The sequence below is a fragment of the Collimonas sp. OK607 genome, from assembly GCF_900111995.1.
Classification (GTDB): Bacteria; Pseudomonadota; Gammaproteobacteria; order Burkholderiales; family Burkholderiaceae_D; genus Collimonas.
In genome coordinates, this window is the sequence record NZ_FOKF01000020.1 from 56,524 (window position 1) to 75,435 (window position 18,912).

Below are 18,912 nucleotides of genomic sequence, written 5' to 3' on the forward strand. Positions count from 1 at the left end.
ATGAGCGCTTCATCGCTGCCTTCAGCCTCATTCAAAGCACCAGACCGCAGTTCCAATTTTCAATTCGGTTTTATCGACCTGTTAAAGGTCATCGCTGCGCAATTGATTGTCTTGCACCATCTGGCGTTCTACGGCCCGATGTCTGATCACGTCCGTCCGATCGCACCGACGCTGATCGGCTGGCTGGACGATTACGCCCGCATCGCGGTCCAGGTGTTCCTGGTGGTCGGTGGTTTCCTGGCGGCCAAGTCACTCTCACCGCAAGGCACTTCAACCGTTTCCGATCCTCTGCGCGTCATGTGGCGTCGCTACATGAAGCTGGTGCCGCCGTTCCTGGTGGCGACCGTGCTGGCAGTCGGCGCTTCAGCCTGGGCCGGATTGTGGATGACGCATTACTCCATCTCGGCAATGCCGACCGCAATGCAACTGGCCGCCCACGCGCTGTTGCTGCATTCAATATTAGGGTATGAATCGATCTCGGCCGGAGCCTGGTATGTCGCCATCGACTTCCAGCTATACGCGTTGCTGACCATGCTGCTGTGGCTGAGCGGCGGCGTTGCCAAGCGTCACGCCATGCCGTGGCTGGCGCCAGTGCTGGTGGTGATCGGCGTTAGCGTATCGCTGCTGTACTTCAATCGCGATGCCTCCTGGGACGCCTGGGCGCCATATTTCTTTGGCAGTTATGGCTTGGGGGCGATTGCCTGGTGGGCCCGTGACCTGGGTCGTCGGCCGGCAGTGGTAGCGCTACTGATGGCGGCAATACTGTTGCCGACCTTGTACGCATTGGCCATCGATTTCCGCAGCCGTATCGCAGTCGCACTGATGGTGGCTTGCGTACTGGTGCTGGTAAGCCGACGCGGTATATTGCTGTCGCGCCAGCGTTTTGCCTGGGTCCGTGCTTTCGGACGGATCTCTTACTCGATCTTCCTGGTGCATTTCCCGGTCTGCCTGATCGTCAACGCCGCCTTCGTCAAATTCGTGCCGGCACGGCCGCTGTTGCAGGCGGGCGGCATGGTACTGGCCTGGGCTGCCAGCCTGGCCGCAGGTGCGATTTTCTATCGTTGGGTTGAAATCCCGCTAAGCCGTCTTTCAGCACGGGCATCCGGTCAGAGTCTGGCGTTGCAGGCTCCGGCCACGGCTCAGTTTAGTCGGTAACAACGCTTGTAAGCGCCGCTAGGGCGCTTACAGCATATCTTCCATCTCCTGTTTGCTGTTGGCAGGCACAAGCTCCGTACGCTGGCGCCGTTGACGCCGGAAATGCAGGAACGCCAGCACCAGTGCTGCCAATTGCAAGGCTGCGCAAAAATAAAACGGCGCGCCAATCCGCCAGTCGCCCTTCGGCAAATGCGACACCATTCCCAGCAGCGGCGCGCCAATGACCGGTGCGATCACTGCCATCAGGCTATTGAGCGAACTGACCGCTCCCAGTGTCTGGCCCTGGCTGTGCGAATCCACAGCGCCCGACATGATGCTCTGAATCGATGCGTTCACGGTAGCGCCGAATACATTTGCGAAAATAACCGCATACATCATCCATGACTGGCTGGCAGCACCCCACAAGAGGTAGGCCGCGGTAGAGGAAAGCAGTCCGATAACTGCTAGCCGTTGCGGACTGAAACGCTTCAACAACGGCCCCAGCAACAAGCCTTGCACAATCACCGACATGATACCTACCGCCGCCAGCGACTGGCCGTTTTCCTGCGGCCCCCAGCCAAACTTGAACGTGGTGTACAGCACCCAGGTGGTATACAACACGAATTGCGCCAGACCGTTACAGGCAATCACCGCCACCAGCGGACCGACTGCTTTCAAGCGCGATAGTGCACGCAGTGAAGTCAGCGGGTTGGCGGCCTTCCAGCCAAATGCGCGACGGCGGTCAAGCGGCAGCGACTCCGGCAGGACGAAATAGCCGTACATCAGATTAAGCAACGCCAGACTGCCGGCAACGATAAATGGCAATCGCAAATTGATCGCACCCAGCAAACCGCCCATCACCGGCCCGACGATAAAACCGACGCCGAACATCGCACCGATCATGCCGAAACGTTTGGCGCGCTGCTCCGGCGCGGTGATATCGGCCACATAAGCATTGCAAACAGCAGCGTTAGACTGCATCGCACCGCCGACCAGGCGCACCACAATCAGCATCCACAGTGCAGTGGAAAAAGCAGTCGCAAAAAAATTCAACGCCAGGCCGCAGAACCCCAATAACAGCACCGGTCGCCGGCCGTATTGATCGGACAGCGCACCGAGAATCGGTGAGCCGAAAAAGTTGGCGATGCCGAACGCAAAGGCGATTGCGCCGTACCAGAATGCCTGGTCGGCTTGCGAACCGGTGAAGTTCCCGACCAGCGCCGGTAGCACCGGAACGATCAGCCCGATTGAAATCATGTCGATTAATACGGTCAGCATGATGAAGGGCATGGCGGCGGTGCGGCCGCGACTCTGCGCTGGAGGTTTGTAATTTGTCACGCGTCGTTATTCCGATAGGTAGTTCGGTGTAGTGCGACAGGTCGGGGCGGCCTGATTGCATTTGTGATGATATCCAAAAGGTAGTCCAGATGTTTACTGCTTGTAGACATTAGTGTTGGCCGACAAGTGCGTTGTTATTCAGCAACTAATTGCAAGGGAGTATGTTAATTATTGTAAAAAGATACAATTCAGACACATTTTCAATTATAAAGCTTGGTTTTCTATCTATAATTTCCGCAAGGGAAAATATATAGAAAGCAACAGATGTCGAAAAACACCTTCGCGGACAAAGGTGATGGTCGTTTATTGTGTTTTGCAAAGGGGATCGGTTTAACTATCTTGTTAGCTGCGACCATGCAGAATGGGATAGCACAAACAGCCGTAACCGAGCGAGATGCCTCGGAGGGACTGCGCCGGCAAGAAGAACGCACGCGCGAGCAGCAAATGCAGCTGCAGCCCAAGGCCGACGTCCTGAGTCCTCCCACTTCCACCAAGATTTCTATCGATCTGCCGGTTGAGTCGCCATGTTTCGTGATTCGCGAAGTGACCCTGAGCGGGAAGAGTATTGGGCGCTTTAGCTAGTTGCAGGATGCCGCTTTGCCATTCCTGAATCGCTGCGTCGGTGTTGAGGGGTTGCGCCGGATTGCCTCGACACTGGATGCCAAACTGATCGAGCTTGGCTACGCCACCACGCGCGTCAGCTTGCCGCAACAAAATCTGCACAACGGTACTTTGGAACTTGCCTTGCATGTCGGTCGCATTAACGAAGTACGCATGGTCAAGGCCGGCGATGCCAAGCAGGCGGCGGATGATAGCTGGGGAACCTGGCGCAATGCGTTCCCTGGCATTCCGTCATTGGGGCCGGGTGACATCCTGAATATTCGCGATCTGGAGCAGGGCGTCGAGCAAATGAAACGCCTGCCGAGCCAGGCAGCCGCCACACGCATCGAACCGGGTGCGGAAGCGGATACCAGCGTGATTTATATTGAGCGGCAAAGCGGCAGTTTCGGCGAGCGAGTCCGAGGCGGCATTACGCTCGATAATTCGGGTACCGTACGAGTGAGAAATTAATGAAAACGCCTGACATTAGGTTATGGATCGCGGCAAGAGCAGTCCAGGCCGTAAGCATTGAGAAACGCCATGAGCAAGTGCTGGAGCGGATGTCACAGATCGGCCCACCGCTAGGGTTTGCTGGCTTGGAGTTACCTTCCGCTCCTGATTGTGGTGACGGGTTGGCCGCAACCTATGGGGTCAAATTGCCGATCCGAGGATTGAAATTTGCGGGCGATTACATATTTCGTGGCGAGCGTTTCAATTATCAGGATAACGGTCGATTTGACGATTATTTACGTTTTGGTTTTAAGGTTTCAAACAGAGCATTAAATTACAAGGAGATCGTGCATGAGCACTTTCCGAGGGTTATAGATGCGTTTCGCGGATATCGTGCTTTCTTGGCCTACGGGGAGTACTACTCCGCATATTGTGGCGGTTATGTACCGTCTGATGACGGTTCAACTGCGTTTGATGCGCAGGGAAACGCTGTTCTGAATAATCTGACCTATAACTGTTTGCTTGCGGATAAAACCATTGATCTTGATGGACGGAATAACATCTATGTGTTGAGTCCGGCAGTGTATTGGGATAATGAACTTTGTCAGCGCGCTCTAGGATATGGGCCGGATGAAGTCATTCGTCGACTCAATGGTTTGGTGCCTAAGGTCGAGTTTCTATCAGACGGAGTCTATATCGTTTTTAACGATGACCATGAACTGAGCTTCGAAGCATTTTTATTCATTAACGAATATTTCAAACCAGTCCTCGGATTGATTTGAACGAGGGCTGGGATTGTAGCCGTTGGTAATGCAGGTTAGTGCATCAGAAGCCGTTAATAAACTCTTAAACCGTCAAACATCTTTCTCACAAAAATGAAAGTAAAAATAGTACGAAATTTATCTAGATTTTTTTACTATTGGCTATTTTTTTACTGCTATTAACTGTAGTAGTTCCGACTTGATCGGACAGTAAGGCCTTGCCAAAGGGTGGGGTTACCCGAATCCCTACGCTTTTGATAAAACCACGGTCTCGCTTAACGATCGCGCAAAGATGTTTGTGTGCATGAAAAAAAGAGGATTCATCTATGACAGCGATTTTGATTTCTGCACTGACCGCAAGCAACAAAATCTCTCAGCCTGTCAATCTGCCCAATAGTTTTAGAACCTGAAGATCTTTATATGAAGTCTCGGCTTACGTCGATGACAGTAGCAGGATATTTGGTTTTCCTCCGCCATTTGTGTCCGCAATTCGATCGCCATGTACTCCGATGTGACGGGGGTTATTTCGTATTTTTAAACAGGATCCTTATGCTTCGTGCGACCCGTTTCGCACTTCTTGTCGCATCTTTAGTTCTCCTCTCCGCCTGCGCAACGCCAGCGTCTGGCCCACGACCTGGCGTACCGGAGATTCCAGACAACGTGCCGCTTGCAACCATCGTGTTGGAGGCACCTTACACCGATACGAGGCTCTTTTTGCGAGCCCCGCTTCATTGCGCCAGCTTTTTGGGACTGCCTTCGAATAACAGGGGTGGCAGACTCATCGCATCCATTCCGCGCCACAATCGTAGTGGTGAGATCCAGCAGGCAAGAGTGACAGCTGGATCTCATATAGTGTTTGGAGTGATGCAACCAGGCGCAAGCGCCAACGTAGAGAGTCAACAAGATTGGGTTATGCCTGTCGAGGCCGGTGCAACGTATAACGTGGAAGTCAAACCTCCCTCAGGATTTTTTAATCTTGGCGGTTTTAAATTAACTGTAACCAAAGATGGGATTCCAGTACCAATAAAAGTGTTGCCGCTCCCTAGAAACAGCACCTGTCCAGAGGATTTGACGTAAAAATCACCTCGTTCGTTACAGCGCATTTTCAGCCGCCATATGGCGATACTTGCCTTCTGCTATATAGACCAGCTAGACCAGCGGTCTAACGCGTGCGTCCCCCCGACCTGGCAAACCATGGTCAGCACCCACAGCGCCGCGGAAAAAATACCGGAATGATCATGCCGATCGACACCATATCGATCAGTACTGTCTGCTCATCCGTTTTCTGCGGAGCTATTCCTACGACACTTCGTGCCAAAAATCTAACACTGATCAATGCGTGTTGTGGCTTGGCAACGCAACTATCAATAATTGCCGCCCGTACATTTTGTAACACTTTTGCATTATCAGGCTGACATGTTGCTGTGTAGTATTCACCCCCAGCTGTATCAAGAAAACAATACGAATGCTTAAGCGGGGAGTGCTATGGAGACACCGGATAACGCTACCGGCTGGCGCCGACAAAAAAGCAACTTGTTACCGAGCTGTCCGTATCGATCTTTTTGATGCCCCATGTAGTTCAATTTATCGAAATTTAAATTGCAAAGGTTATTCATGAAGATATACCCATGTACCGTTACCCTGTTAACTCTCGCGCTGGCAGGTTGCGGTGGCGGCGGTTCTTCCAGTACGCCTGCACCAAGTACGCCAGCAGTGAGTGAGGCCCAAAAAAACTATGAAAGCGTGGCGCTTTCCTCAAATGGCGGCTTACATTATTTGACTGGTAGACTGGGATTTACAACGTCGTCTTCAGGCGTACTCTCAATCAGTCCCGGCAGTTACTTTTATACGGACGATTCGAGCATCCCGCAGAGCGCTGCCACTGGCGCACAGACGGTTTCCGTCGCTTTCAATACCGCAGCCAAGACGCTGGCATTGCCGGCGTTGAGCGGAAACAGCAGAATTGTGGTCAATGGAACGGTTTATGTTCAGGCCTTCCCCAATCAGCCCCAGGTCACTTATTCGGGGGCTAACGTCCAGGAAAGTTATCTGGCAACGGATGGCAAAACCGTTGTACGCACGTTTCTTGGCACTAGCTATAGCACGACGGCACTGTCAGGACTGATCAGCAGTTCGCCCGCGGAACTCTTCACCGGCAGTATGCTTGGGCTCATCACCAATACCATCAACGGTAACTCGCTATACAACCAACAGGCCAGTTGGCAATCCGGTGCGGCATATCTGAAGGTGGTGAGGCAGTATGTCGGCGATACGTTGTTTACCGGCGATTGTGCTGCGCCGACGACTACCGGGCCGAACATGACTCATTGTTCCACCACGGTTGCGGCTCTCGAAGGATTCTTCCCGCGCGTGAGTACTGCCGATGGCGTAACGTATCAGATCGGCGACGGCCAGATCGTGACACTTGCCGGTGTCCGTGCCTGGGTTGCCACTGCACCTGTTCAGAACACAGCTATACCGCAATACCGCGTTTTCTATCAGAGCAACGGCGCTATCGATGTCGGAACACTGATAAAAGATGGAACGCCGCTTCAAATACCCGCGCTCGGCGGAGGGGCGGCTCAGAATTTCTACATTTTCCTGAACAATGCGGCGCTGCAGTCGGTCAAGTCAGCAGTCAATTTCTAAAATGGTTTAACGATACGGCGAATGACGCCCAGGTGGCGTCATTCGCCATATCAAGATAACTTCGGCCCAGATTTATTTGTGCGTATCGTTACTTTCGTCTTTTCCAGAAAAAGTCCCAGAAATACCGCGCCTGAATATCAGTGATTCATGGCGACATGACTGAAGAAACACTCGAATCGTAACCCTTCGAAACCAGTAGCAGCCTGCCGGATTAAGGTTCAGAATCAATTCGTCTTCAGTTCATTTTCGCTGGTATCCAAGATGAACTGGTGGATATTTATTGTCGATAAAAAGGATGGCGTATGGCTAAAGTAACTGGTTTATCCGGGAATGAGATTTTCTGCCTGGCGTTAAAGAATTATTCGGCAGGTGAAATCGTAGTAGGCAACAGCGTCAATTCGATGGGCTTTCTTGGTGGGATCGGCGCCGGTTTGAAAAACATGCTTGGCGGCGAGATCTCGCAAGTGACTGCGGCGATTCACGAAGGCCGCGCCAATGCATTCGAACGCATGACCAAGGAAGCAATGCAAGCAGGAGCCTCAGGCGTAGCAGGGGTTTCCAGTGAATTGAGATCATTCAGCGGCAGCACCGAGTTTTTGTTTGTGGGTTCATGCGTCCATTCGCACGGACTATCAGGCCGCTTCTTCACCACAGCCGGCGATGCACAGGAGTTGTATTGCCATATGGATGCCGGTTATGAACCGATCCAGCATGCATTCGGCAACATCGCCTATTCGATGGGCGTCGGCGGCGGCATCATGGGATCGCTGAAGACTTTGGTGCGCGGTGAAATCGCGGAGTACAGCAATATCTTCAATGCCACGCGTCACAAAGCGCTGGAACGGCTGGTCAGTCAGGCCAAGGCCGATGGCGCCAACGCTGTAGTCGGCATCCGCACTACCATCCTGCCGTGGATGGGGACGCATGAAATGCTGATGGCCGGTACGGCATCTCGCCACAGCGCGCTTCCGGCCAGCGCGGACGGCAGTCCCGTCACCAGCGATCTGACCGGTGAGGAGTTGTGGGCAATGAGCAGCCTCGGCTACGCGCCGGTAAAGCTGTTGATGTCGACATCGATCTACTCGCTGGGCGTGGTGGGCGGCTTTATGGCCGCGTTCAAATCGTTCACCAAAGGCGAGATCAGCGATCTGACTACATTGATTCATGATGCGCGTGAGATTGCGATCGAGCGCTTGAAAAGCGAAGCCGATGCGCTCGGCGCCGAGGAAGTCGTCGGCGTAAAGACCTATATCGCTGAAATAGGCAGCGGACTGGTCGAGTTCATGGCGATCGGTACTGCGGTCAAAAAAATGCAGGGGTTTTCGGTCAAGACCGCCGCGCTTCCGGCGCAGGCAATTATTCGCGACAAGGACACCTGGATTGACGGCGATTTCGGCTTTTCGCTGGACCGCAACGGAAATCCCTGAGTTGTCCAAATCCGGAGAGTGTTGACAACGTATTTTTGCCACTCTCCCTATGCCACGATGGCTGGCGGATGCTCGCCGGCAGGGAAAATAGTCGTTCAAAAATAAGAAAGAAACGATATGTCTAATCTATTATCAAGCCTGGGATGGTTTCCCATGGCGCTAATTATTCTGGTTACAGTTGCGATCTTGCTTGCGGTATTTTTCTCCGTATCGGGAATCATCCGATACATTCCAAATGACAGGATCGGCGTCGTCGAGAAATTGTGGAGCTCCAGCGGATCAGTGAAGGCTGGCTTGCTGGCCTTGCATGGCGAAGCGGGTCTGCAGCCCGACTTGCGGCGCGGCGGCTTTCATTTCTTTGCGCCTTTCCAGTTTCGCGTACATATCCATCCCATGGTTTCTGTCACGCAGGGCAAGATCGGCTATGTTTTTGCGCGCGACGGCATCGATCTGCCTGCCGGGCAGACGTTGGCAGACAACGCCAAGGTGGAAGATTTCCGCGACGTGCGGTCTTTCCTTGAAGGCGGCGGCCAGAAAGGCCCGCAACGCAAAATTTTGCGTGAAGGCACACACATCATCAATCCGGCCCTGTTTGTCGTGATGACGGAAGAGGCCACTTATTCATTGTCGCTGGACGCCAAGGAGAAGGCATATTACGAGCAGATGCGCGGTGTGCTGGACGAGCGCAGCGGCTTTACTCCTGTAGTGCTTAAAGAAGTAGCCGGCACACATGATTCAGACCAGCTTGCCATCGTCACCGTCCAGGATGGCCCCGGCTTGCCTAAGGACGAATTGCTGGCGCCGGACGTCGGCGATAGCCACAACTCGTTCCAGGAGCCGGAAAAATTCCTGGCCGCCAGCGGCTTGCGCGGCCGCCAGGAACGCGTGCTGGTGGAGGGAACGTATTACATCAACCGCCTGTTCGCGACAGTCGAGCTGATCAAGAAAACCATCATTCCGGTGGGTTATGTGGGGGTAGTTGTTTCTTATACCGGCCGCAAAGGTTCCGATTTGTCGGGTAAGGAATACAGCCACGGCGAGCTGGTCGAGAGCGGTTGCCGCGGTGTATGGCGCGATCCGCTGATGCCGGGTAAGTATGCGTTCAACACATATGCCGGCAAAATCGAGCTGGTTCCCACCACCAACTTCGTCCTGATGTGGAAATCCGGTGAGAGCGGCTCCAGTTTCGATAACAACCTGCGCGAAATCACCCTGATTACCAAGGATGCCTTCGAGCCGCAATTGCCGCTGTCGGTGGTGGTGCATATTGATTACCGCAAGGCGCCGATGGTAGTGCAGCGTTTCGGCAATGTGGCGCAACTGGTGGAGCAAACGCTGGATCCCATGGTTTCCTCGTATTTCAAGAATGTCTCGCAGACCAAGACCTTTATTGAACTGATCCAGTCGCGCAGCGAGTTACAGACCAACGCATCGGCCGATATGAAGGAACGCTTCCAGGCTTACTCGCTGGAATTCCAGGAAGTACTGATCGGCACGCCCAAGCCGCAACCGGGCGACACCAAGATTGAAAACATCATGGCCCAACTGCGTGACCGCCAGATTGCACGGGAACAGGTGGAGACTTTCGCGCAAAAGCAGATTGCCGCCGACAAGGAACGCGAGCTGAACGAGGCAGAGCAGCGCGCCGCCAAACAGAAGGAGCTGACCGGATCGCTGGTGGATATCTCGATCAAGGAAAACCAGGGTTCCGCGAATGTGAAAGCGGCCGAAAAGAAGCGCCAGGAGATCGAGGCGCTGGCGCATGCGGAAAAATTCAAGCAGGAAATGGAAGGCTCCGGCCGAGCATCGGCGATCAAGTCGGTGGGTGAAGCCGAAGCTGCGGCGATCAAGGCCAAGTCGGAAGCGTTGCAAGGAGAGGGCGCCGATAAACAGCTGATGCAAACCGTGATGCTGCGCCTGGCCGAAGCGTTCGAGACGTCCAAGGTGCCGTTGGTGCCACAGATCCAGATGGGCGGGGGTGGCGATACCAATGCATTCAATACCTTGCTGTCGCTGATGGGGTCGCTGAAAGCCGGTGAGCTGGCGCAGTCGCTGAAGCGCGATGAGGGGCCGCGCGCATGATGATTGCCGGATGAGCTTGCCAGGATGCTACCGCCATAATCATGAATTTTCATGATTTATGGCGGTAATCCATCTGAATTTTTTTTAAAATATAGTTTTAAATCAAACTGATAAATCACATTTTTAATGTAATTTATCAGATATTTCCTGAGCCTTCGCGTTACATATCCGTCCTTGTAATTAATTAATGCATTGATTAATCTCAATTACATGGACCGACCAACGCCAACCCGCGGACGTCCCGTGGCTTCCGATCAGGACACCCGCGAAAAACTGCTCGATACCGCCACGCTATTGTTCTCGTCGCAAGGCATCGCGGCGACCACCGTGGCAGCGGTTGCGCGCCAGGCCGGCGTTACTTCGGCCATGGTGCACTACTACTTCAATAACCGCGACCAACTGATCGAGGCTGTGGTTGACGAGCGGGTTTGCCTGTTCGTCAACAGCATCTGGGACCCGATCACTGGCGGTGAATCTACTGAACAGATGATCATGGACATCGTCGAGCGCATGATCGCCACCACCGAAACCATGCCGTGGATGCCTGCCTTGTGGGTGCGGGAAGTCCTGAGCGATGGCGGTGAATTGCGGGAACGCATGGTACGGCGGGTGCCGTTGGCCAAGCTTGCCTTGTTCGCGGAGAACATCGGGCGCAGCCAGCAAGCGGGCACGATCAATCCGGGACTAGAGCCCAGCCTGATCTTTATCTCGGTGCTCGGATTGACCATGTTGCCGCTGGCGATGGCGCGCACCTTGAAGAACAGACCCTTGTTGCCGGCCTTGAACAAGGCGGCGCTGCTGGACAAAGAAGTTCTGAAACGACACATCAAGGCGCTGCTGCTGCACGGGCTGGCGCTGCCGGCGATTGCGCGTACCGACGAATAACCGAGGAAAAATTCCATGTCTATGCCGTATAGCCTTGGTAAGCGTTTGCAGCGATCATCAGTCCTTGTAACCGCATCTCTCTGTTATCTGGCGTTGGCAGGGTGTACGCAAAACAACGACAACGATTGGCAGGGCTATGTGGAAGGCGAATATGTATACGTCGCCTCATCGCAACCTGGCCGTCTCGATCATCTGTCGGTCCAGCGCGGACAGCAGGTGGCGTCGGGCGGGCCATTGTTCATGCTGGAATCGGGCGATGAAATCGCTGCCCGGCGCCAGGCGCAACGCCAGTTGAACGCCGCCCAGGCGCAGCTGGCCGATATCCAGAGCGGCAAGCGTCCGCAGGAGCAAGAGGTTACGCGGGCACAGCTGCTGCAAGCCCAGGCCACTGCCACCAAGGCCGCGCTCCAGCTGAGCCGCGATCAACTCCAGTTTCAGGCCGGCGGCATCGCTAAACAGCAACTCGACGATTCACGCGCCGCAGCCGAGACTGCGGCGGCACAGGTCAGGCAGTGGCAAAGCCAGTTGGCGGTGGACCGTTTGCCGAACCGCGAGGCCCAGGTCCGTGCGCAACAGGCGCAGGTTGCTGCTGCACAGGCGGTGTTGGATCAGGCGGACTGGAAGCTGGCGCAAAAGACCGTGACGGCAACCCGCAGCGGCCTGGTATTCGATACGATGTACCGCGAGGGCGAATGGGTGGCGGCAGGCAATCCGGTGCTGCGCATGCTACCGCCGGAAAATGTGAAAATCCGTTTCTTCGTGCCGGAAACCACGCTCGGCCGGCTTAAGCTGAACCAGGCCGTGACGCTTAGTTGCGACGGCTGCCAGGCTAAGGTAGCGGCGCATATTTCCTATATCTCGACCGAATCGGAATATAACCCGCCCATCATTTACAGCAATCAGTCGCGTGCCAAACTGGTTTATATGATCGAGGCTCGTCCGGCGCCGGCCGATGCGCTCAAACTGCACCCGGGGCAACCGGTCGAAGTGAGATTGCCATGACAGCGGGCAGCACCGGCGCGGACAATGCCAACGGCGAGCTGGTGGTGGATGTCGATCGCATCAACAAACACTTCGGCAACAAGCATGTGGTGAGGGATCTTTCGCTACAGGTGCGGCGTGGCGAGATATTCGGCTTCCTCGGACCTAACGGCAGCGGCAAGACTACCTCGATCCGCATGATGTGCGGCTTGCTGACGCCTGATTCCGGTCACGGCACCTGTCTCGGCTTCGATATCATCAAGCAAAGCGACCAGATCAAGCGGCGGGTCGGTTACATGACGCAGAAATTCTCTTATTGGGATGATCTCAGCATCCGCGAGAACCTGGATTTTGTGGCCCGCATCTACGAAATGGAAAATCGCAGGGAAGTGGTCGATCAGAGCCTGGAAAAGCTCGGGCTGAGCAGCCGCGCCAAGCAGCTGGCCGGCTCCCTTTCCGGTGGCTGGAAACAGCGTTTGGCGCTGGCCGCCAGCATGCTCCATAAGCCGCAACTGCTGTTGCTGGACGAACCAACCGCCGGGGTCGATCCTGCGGCACGGCGTGATTTCTGGGAGGAGCTACACCGGCTGGCAGCCGAGGGCATCAGTGTCCTGGTCAGCACCCATTACATGGACGAGGCCGAACGTTGCCACAAGCTGGCGTATCTGGCCTATGGCAAGTTGCTGGTGCAAGGCACGGCTGCCGAAGTGGTGGCCGGGCAGGGCTTGAGCACCTGGGCCATCTACAACAGCCGCAACGGCGATATTCACGATAACAAGCTGGTCGGTTTGTCCCGGCGACTGCATGATCAGCCCGGGGTAGATCAACTGGTGGTGTTCGGCACTTCCCTGCATGTATGCGGCAAAGACGCCGCGCTGTTGGAGAAAACCCTGCGCCAGATGACGCAGGGGCAGGATTTACGCATGGAGTTGATCGACACCAGCCTGGAAGATGTCTTCATTTACATGATGAACCGCTCGACCGATAACTTCGGAGACCAGTCATGAGCAGGTTTTCGGGTCTATCGGGTTTATCTTTCTCTCGTTGGTGGAGCATCGTCCTCAAGGAGTTCCTGCAACTGATGCGCGATCGCGTCACGGTACGCATGATTACGGTTATCCCCATCATGCAGATGCTGCTGTTCGGCTTTGCCATCAACAGCGATCCGAAACACATGCCGACCGCCATCATCAGCGCCGATCACAGCGAGTTCACGCGCACCTTCATCGCCGCCATGAAAGCGTCCGACTATTTCGATATCGTCGCCGAGCTGCCGAATGAGGCCGCCGCCCGCACCGCGCTGGCGCAGGGGAAAGTGCTGTTCGTATTGAATATTCCTGCCGATTTTACCCGCAACCTGCTGCGTGGCGAACGGCCGGCGCTGCTGGTGGAGGCCGACGCCACGGATCCTACCGCCACCGGCATGGCGCTGGCGGCCTTGCCGCAACTGGTGCAATCGGTGGCCGATAAGGATCTGCAAGGCGCGCTGGCTAAATTCAATGGCGGCAAGCCGGCTTTCGATGTGCAGGTCCAGCGCCTGTATAACCCGGAAGGCATCACACAATACAACGTCGTACCGGGCCTGATGGGCGTCATCCTGTCGATGACGATGGTGATGATGACCGGTTTGTCGATGACCCGCGAACGTGAGCGCGGCACCATGGAAAACCTGCTGGCGACGCCGGTATCGCCGATAGAAGTCATGACCGGCAAGATCATGCCGTATATCGCCATCGGCCTTATCCAGGCCAGCATCATCCTGCTCGGCGCGCGGTTCATGTTTCATGTGCCGTTTGCGGGCAGCGTGGTTGCCATCTATCTGGCAGCGCTGCTGTTCATTGCGGCCAGCCTGACAGTTGGCATTACGCTGTCGTCGATCGCGCAGAATCAACTGCAGGCAATGCAGCTGACGATGTTTTATTTCCTGCCTAACATCCTGTTGTCGGGCTTCATGTTTCCGTTCCAAGGCATGCCGAAGTGGGCGCAATTCATAGGCAATCTGCTGCCGCTGACTTATTTCAATCGTCTGATACGCGGCATTCTACTTAAAGGAAATGGATGGGTAGATTTGTGGCCTAATGTCTGGCCGCTGATGCTGTTCACGGTCATCGTCATGGGAATTGCACTACGCTTTTATCGCCGTACGCTGGATTGAGGACATTGTGATGAGAGCCCATTTGATTCACGTGCACATGACGCCGCTTTGGTTCCTGCCGATTATTGCTGGCTTGCTGAGCGGCTGTGCTGTCGGCCCGGATTTCCAAACGCCTGCAGCGCCAGTTGTACAGCAGTACACGGCGGGCACTCCGGTCACGGCGACCGTAGCAAGCGCAGGTGCGGGTGGCGTCGCCCAACGGTTTGATCCAGCCATGGATATCCCGGCGCAATGGTGGGCGCTGTTTCATTCGCCGCAGCTGGATACACTTGTACGTGAAGCTCTAGCCAACAGTCCTTTGATGGCGCAGGCCAAAGCCACCTTGCGCCAGGCCCGCGAAACCCTGAGCGGGCAGACTGGCGTCACTCGTTATCCGCAAGTCGACCTGCAGCTGGGTAGTACGCGCCAGCAGATCGATACAGCGGCTCTCGGCATTCCGAATGTGCCGCAGGCCGGGCCGTTTACGCTGTACAACGCTGCGGTTGATGTGTCCTATACCGTAGACGCATTCGGCGCTAATACCCGCATGCTGGAAGGTCTGCAGGCGCAAGTGCAGAATCAGGCCGATGAATTGCAAGCGGTGCGGTTGACGCTTGCAGCCAATGTTGTGACCGCAGCCATCAGGCAAGCCTCGCTGCGTACCCAGATTGTCAGTAGCGAGCAAATGCTGCGACTGCAGCTTCAGCAGCTCGACATCATGGAACAACGGTTTGCCGCCGGCGGTATCGCCCGGCGGGATCTGAAAAACCAGCGCACGTTGGTGGCGCAGAGCGAGGCTGCGTTACCTGCCCTCAGGCAGCAACTGGCGCAGGTCAGCCATCAGCTGGCGGTTTACCTGGGTAAAGCACCGGCCCAGGTCGATTTGCAGCCGCTGGATTTGAATACGCTGACGCTGCCGGCTACCTTGCCGTTGAGCTTGCCCTCGGCACTGGCGCGCCAGCGCCCCGACATCCGGGCGGCGGAAGCGACGCTGCATCAGGCCAGCGCACAGGTCGGGGTGGCCACGGCCAATCTCTATCCGCGACTCACCATATCCGGCAGCGTGGGGGCGGAGCAGACGCGTATTTCCGAGATTGCCAATAGCCTGAATGTCTGGAGCATCGGCATCAAATTGATGCAGCCGTTGTTCCATGGCGGCGAACTGCGCGCTAAAAAGCGCTCGGCGATTGCCGCCTACGATGCCGCAGCAGCAGGTTATCAGCAGACAGTATTGCAGGCGTTGCAGCAGGTGGCGGATTCCTTGCGGGCCCTGGAGAACGACGCCCGGGCCTTGCAGGCAAGGACACAGGCAGCCGTGAACGCGGAGGACAGTTTGACTTTCACACAGCGCCAGTATCAGGCCGGCGGCGTCAGCCATCTCAGTTTGCTGGATGCTCAGCGCCAGCGGATGCAAACCGACCTGGACCGGACGGTTGCGCAAGCGGCGCGATTTACCGACACGGCCGCATTGTTGCAAGCATTGGGAGGCGGCTGGTGGAATGCGTCAGATGCGGGTGACGATTGCATTCAAGACTGCAAATGATGGCGCATGCGATCATTTGAACTCCAGCAAGCCAGGCAATTCCGATTTCAGAAAATCCACAAACGCCCGAACCGCCAGCGCCAGGCCGCGGCGTGACGGAAACAGCACCACCAGGTGGCCGGCCCTCGGCCGCCATTCCGGCAGCACCACTTTCAACCTGCCCGCTGCCAGTTCGGCGGTGCAGGCATACAACGGCAACCCGGCTACGCCCATGCCGGCCAGGGTTGCTTCCTTAAGCATAGCTAAGTTATCGGTTTGCAATCTGAGTCTGCTGACCGGTATGTGGTGACGTGCATCATTCTGTCCCAGCAGGCGCCATGCGGCTTCGGTTTCGTTGATCGATCCGTAAAACAGGGCATCTGCCTTGGCGAGGCTCTCCAGGTTGTCGATCGGGCCGGCCTGCGTCAGGTAAGACGGGCTCACCACCAGCGCCCAGCGTACCGAACAGAGGTTGGCCTGGATCAGGCTCGACGATTCCTGTCCGATGCCGAGACCACGTACCACCACATCGATATTTTCCTCTATCAGATCGACGCTGCGATTGCTTGCCTGGACCATCAGCTACACCTTGGGATAGGTCTGCATGAAGCGCGGCAGCAACTGCGCCAGCACGATGTCGGCGATGGCTACCGGCAGGCTGACCCGCACAACGCCGGTTGGCTGGTCGAGCCGCTTGCGTACCGCATCTTCGCCGGCATGCGCTTCCGCAACCATCGCCACGCAATGCCGATAGAGCTCCTGGCCGGCGTCGGTCAGGCTCATGCGGCGGGAAGTGCGCTGCAGCAGCCGTGAGCCTAGCCGCGTCTCCAATTGTGCGATGCGGCGCGAGATACGGGATTTCGGAATGCCGAGAGCATCTCCTGCCGCTGTAAAGCCGTGTCGCTCCACTACCTGGACAAACAGGTAGAGGTCGTTCAGGTCGATAGATAGAGGGTTCATTGGGATATAGCTGTCGATTGCGCCATCGTTCAAATTTATCGTTCTGCTGATGAAACGATAAGTTGTTATTTTGCACCTTTATCTATGATCGTCGCAAGAACATAATCCATCTCATCCAAATCTGGTATTTGAACCCGTCACCCACGAAGAAACAGGTCAAGCCAGTTTTCTACTTTCAAAGGGCTTTGCATGAACAATACATTGCGTATCTCGGAAATCGTCGTCGGCCATGGCATGGAAATCGGCCATGGTTTCCATGTCAAACATTTTGCAGAAAACGAGTTCCACGGCTTGGTTGATCCGGTCGTCATGCTGGACCACTTCCACATGACCGCGCCAACCTTCGATCCGCATCCGCACGCGGGCATATCGGCGGTGACCTATATGTTTGAGGACTCCACCAGTCCGCACGTGAATTACGATTCGCTCGGCAACCAGGGGCCGATTCACCCGGGTGACCTGCACTGGTTCGTTGCCGGCCGTGGGGCGGTGCATACCGAGCAGCCGGAAGGCGAGAATCCGCATGTGCATGCCTTGCAGATTTTCGTCAATCTACCTGCCGGCAAGAAGCTTATCGATCCGTATGCGGTGCATGTGGATAGCGTCGACATACCCGAAATCCACTCTGCCGGCGTGCGGGTCAGGGTGGTGGCGGGAGAATCGCAGGGAGTGGTTTCGCCGGCGGTCCTGCCGGAACCGTTCACGCTGCTGGATGGTTTTCTGGAAACTGGCGCGGTCTTTGAACATGTCGTGCCGGCCGGCTGGAACGCCATGGTCTATGCCGTGCAAGGCCGGTTAACCCTGAGCGCGGACAGCGATGCCACGCGCCAGGTGTTGGCGGAGGCGAGCGCGGCAGGCGTCGGCGGAGCGGCAACGCTCAGGCTGACGGCAGCCGGCTCTGCACATTTTGTAATCCTGTCCGGCCCGGCTCTCAACGAACCGCTGGTCAAGCATGGCCCGTTTGTGATGAATACGCGGGAGCAAATGAATGATCGTCTCCAGGCATATCAGGGTGGCGAGTTCGGGCGGCTGGAATTGCCTTCCTGACGATCACCAGGAGTTTTCCGAATCTCTCGATTGAGCCAGATGGGATTTGAAGCGTTGCGCAAGGAAATCGACAAACGCGGTGACCTTGGCAGACAGGTTCAGGCGCTCGGGATAGACTGCAAAAATATCGGACGACGGCAGCGTCCAGTCGTCCAGCACCTGGCGCAGCCGTCCGGATCGGATATACGGCGCCACATCCCACTCCGAGCGCATCAATATGCCGTGTCCCGCAAGCGCCCATTCCAGCGCAGTCTCGCCATCGTTAGTGCTAAGCGTGCCACGTACCTTGACGGTCTCGTGGCGCTTGCCTTTGCTTAAATGCCAGCTGCCGTAAGCGGCATCGTTTTCCCGCAACACGATGCAAGCGTGTTTTTGAAGGTCACGTGGAGAAGGCGGAGCTGCATGTTGAATCAGATAGGCTGGCGCCGCGCATAACAAGCGTCGATTGGAGGCGATCTTGCGCGCAATGATGCGGGCATCCGGCATTTCGCCAATCCTGATGCCGATATCGAAGGCCTGGTCGGCCAGGTTCAAGGGGCGGTCGGAAAGCTGCAATTGAACTTCTACTTCCGGATAGCGCTTGCTGAATGCCGAAACGGCCGGGCCGATATGTTTGCGTCCGAAGCCGAAACTGGCGTTGATGCGCAGCAGTCCTTTCGGTATTGCCCTGCTGTTACTGACGGTACGTTCCAGCGCTTCGATTTCGGCCAGGATACGCGTGCCATCGGCCAGGTATATCTCTCCCTCATGAGTGACGCTCATGCTTCGGGTAGTCCGATTCAGCAAACGCACGCCCAATCGCTGTTCTATATTCGCCAGTCTCTTGGTAACCGCCGGCGGCGTAACGCCGAGTTCGCGCGCCAACGCCGCCAGACTGCCGGCTTTGACCAGGATGGCAAAAAAAGAGAGATCCGAGATCGTATTCATTCTTAACTTTAAAGA

General features: G+C 55.8%; 18 protein-coding genes. 14 read left to right on the forward strand and 4 right to left on the reverse strand.

The window, feature by feature from the left end:
- Positions 1-1,155 carry an acyltransferase family protein gene (locus BM029_RS14855; RefSeq protein WP_244545061.1) on the forward strand — a complete coding sequence of 385 codons (1,155 nt, stop codon included), beginning with the start codon at positions 1-3 and terminating at the stop codon, positions 1,153-1,155.
- A gap of 27 nt (positions 1,156-1,182) precedes the next feature.
- Here the strand turns inward: BM029_RS14855 and BM029_RS14860 are convergent, their stop codons facing one another.
- Positions 1,183-2,472 (reverse strand): TCR/Tet family MFS transporter, encoded by a 1,290-nt coding sequence (locus tag BM029_RS14860; RefSeq protein WP_244545062.1) that lies wholly within the window; start codon positions 2,470-2,472, stop codon positions 1,183-1,185.
- Between the two features lie 264 nt (positions 2,473-2,736).
- Between BM029_RS14860 and BM029_RS14865 the strand changes: the two genes are divergently transcribed.
- The 12 genes from BM029_RS14865 (at position 2,737) to BM029_RS14915 (ending at position 15,984) form a co-directional block, all read left to right on the forward strand.
- A complete protein-coding gene (locus BM029_RS14865; protein ID WP_092437270.1) occupies positions 2,737-3,054 on the forward strand; it encodes a hypothetical protein in 318 nt (105 codons plus the stop codon).
- A 15-nt stretch (positions 3,055-3,069) separates the two neighbouring features.
- Positions 3,070-3,543, forward strand: a complete 474-nt coding sequence (locus BM029_RS14870) for a POTRA domain-containing protein (protein WP_170851090.1) — start codon at positions 3,070-3,072, stop codon at positions 3,541-3,543.
- Positions 3,543-4,304, forward strand: a complete 762-nt coding sequence (locus BM029_RS14875) for a hypothetical protein (RefSeq protein WP_092437274.1) — start codon at positions 3,543-3,545, stop codon at positions 4,302-4,304. The genes BM029_RS14870 and BM029_RS14875 overlap by 1 nt, the downstream gene beginning before the upstream one ends.
- Before the next feature lie 528 nt (positions 4,305-4,832).
- A complete protein-coding gene (locus tag BM029_RS25640) occupies positions 4,833-5,360 on the forward strand; it encodes a hypothetical protein (protein ID WP_139217256.1) in 528 nt (175 codons plus the stop codon).
- Positions 5,361-5,897: 537 nt separating this feature from the next.
- Complete coding sequence (locus tag BM029_RS14880; RefSeq protein WP_092437276.1) at positions 5,898-6,932, forward strand: hypothetical protein; 1,035 nt, start codon at positions 5,898-5,900, stop codon at positions 6,930-6,932.
- A gap of 302 nt (positions 6,933-7,234) precedes the next feature.
- Positions 7,235-8,359, forward strand: a complete 1,125-nt coding sequence (locus BM029_RS14885; protein ID WP_092437278.1) for a heavy metal-binding domain-containing protein — start codon at positions 7,235-7,237, stop codon at positions 8,357-8,359.
- Between the two features lie 153 nt (positions 8,360-8,512).
- Positions 8,513-10,441, forward strand: a complete 1,929-nt coding sequence (locus BM029_RS14890; protein ID WP_092437280.1) for an SPFH domain-containing protein — start codon at positions 8,513-8,515, stop codon at positions 10,439-10,441.
- Positions 10,442-10,684: 243 nt separating this feature from the next.
- Positions 10,685-11,326: a TetR/AcrR family transcriptional regulator gene (locus BM029_RS14895; RefSeq protein ID WP_244545063.1), complete on the forward strand. Its 642-nt coding sequence runs from the start codon at positions 10,685-10,687 to the stop codon at positions 11,324-11,326.
- Between the two features lie 21 nt (positions 11,327-11,347).
- The gene (locus tag BM029_RS14900; protein ID WP_092437348.1) at positions 11,348-12,328 is read left to right on the forward strand and encodes an HlyD family secretion protein; all 981 of its coding nucleotides are present in this window, start codon (positions 11,348-11,350) and stop codon (positions 12,326-12,328) included.
- Positions 12,325-13,314: an ABC transporter ATP-binding protein gene (locus tag BM029_RS14905; RefSeq protein ID WP_092437284.1), complete on the forward strand. Its 990-nt coding sequence runs from the start codon at positions 12,325-12,327 to the stop codon at positions 13,312-13,314. Before BM029_RS14900 ends, BM029_RS14905 begins: the two co-directional genes overlap by 4 nt.
- Positions 13,311-14,462, forward strand: a complete 1,152-nt coding sequence (locus tag BM029_RS14910; protein WP_092437286.1) for an ABC transporter permease — start codon at positions 13,311-13,313, stop codon at positions 14,460-14,462. Before BM029_RS14905 ends, BM029_RS14910 begins: the two co-directional genes overlap by 4 nt.
- A gap of 10 nt (positions 14,463-14,472) precedes the next feature.
- Entirely contained in the window at positions 14,473-15,984 is a 1,512-nt protein-coding gene (locus BM029_RS14915; protein ID WP_092437288.1) for an efflux transporter outer membrane subunit, read from the forward strand.
- 12 nt (positions 15,985-15,996) lie between these two features.
- Here the strand turns inward: BM029_RS14915 and BM029_RS26295 are convergent, their stop codons facing one another.
- Positions 15,997-16,542, reverse strand: a complete 546-nt coding sequence (locus BM029_RS26295; protein WP_244545064.1) for a LysR substrate-binding domain-containing protein — start codon at positions 16,540-16,542, stop codon at positions 15,997-15,999.
- Positions 16,543-16,545: 3 nt separating this feature from the next.
- Entirely contained in the window at positions 16,546-16,923 is a 378-nt protein-coding gene (locus BM029_RS26300; RefSeq protein ID WP_244545065.1) for a LysR family transcriptional regulator, read from the reverse strand.
- A 189-nt stretch (positions 16,924-17,112) separates the two neighbouring features.
- On the opposite strand from BM029_RS26300, the gene BM029_RS14925 reads away from it, so the two are divergent.
- Positions 17,113-17,970 carry a pirin family protein gene (locus tag BM029_RS14925; RefSeq protein WP_092437290.1) on the forward strand — a complete coding sequence of 286 codons (858 nt, stop codon included), beginning with the start codon at positions 17,113-17,115 and terminating at the stop codon, positions 17,968-17,970.
- 3 nt (positions 17,971-17,973) lie between these two features.
- Here BM029_RS14925 and BM029_RS14930 read toward each other — a convergent pair whose 3' ends face one another.
- Entirely contained in the window at positions 17,974-18,897 is a 924-nt protein-coding gene (locus BM029_RS14930) for a LysR substrate-binding domain-containing protein (protein WP_092437291.1), read from the reverse strand.
- Positions 18,898-18,912: the final 15 nt, after the last annotated feature.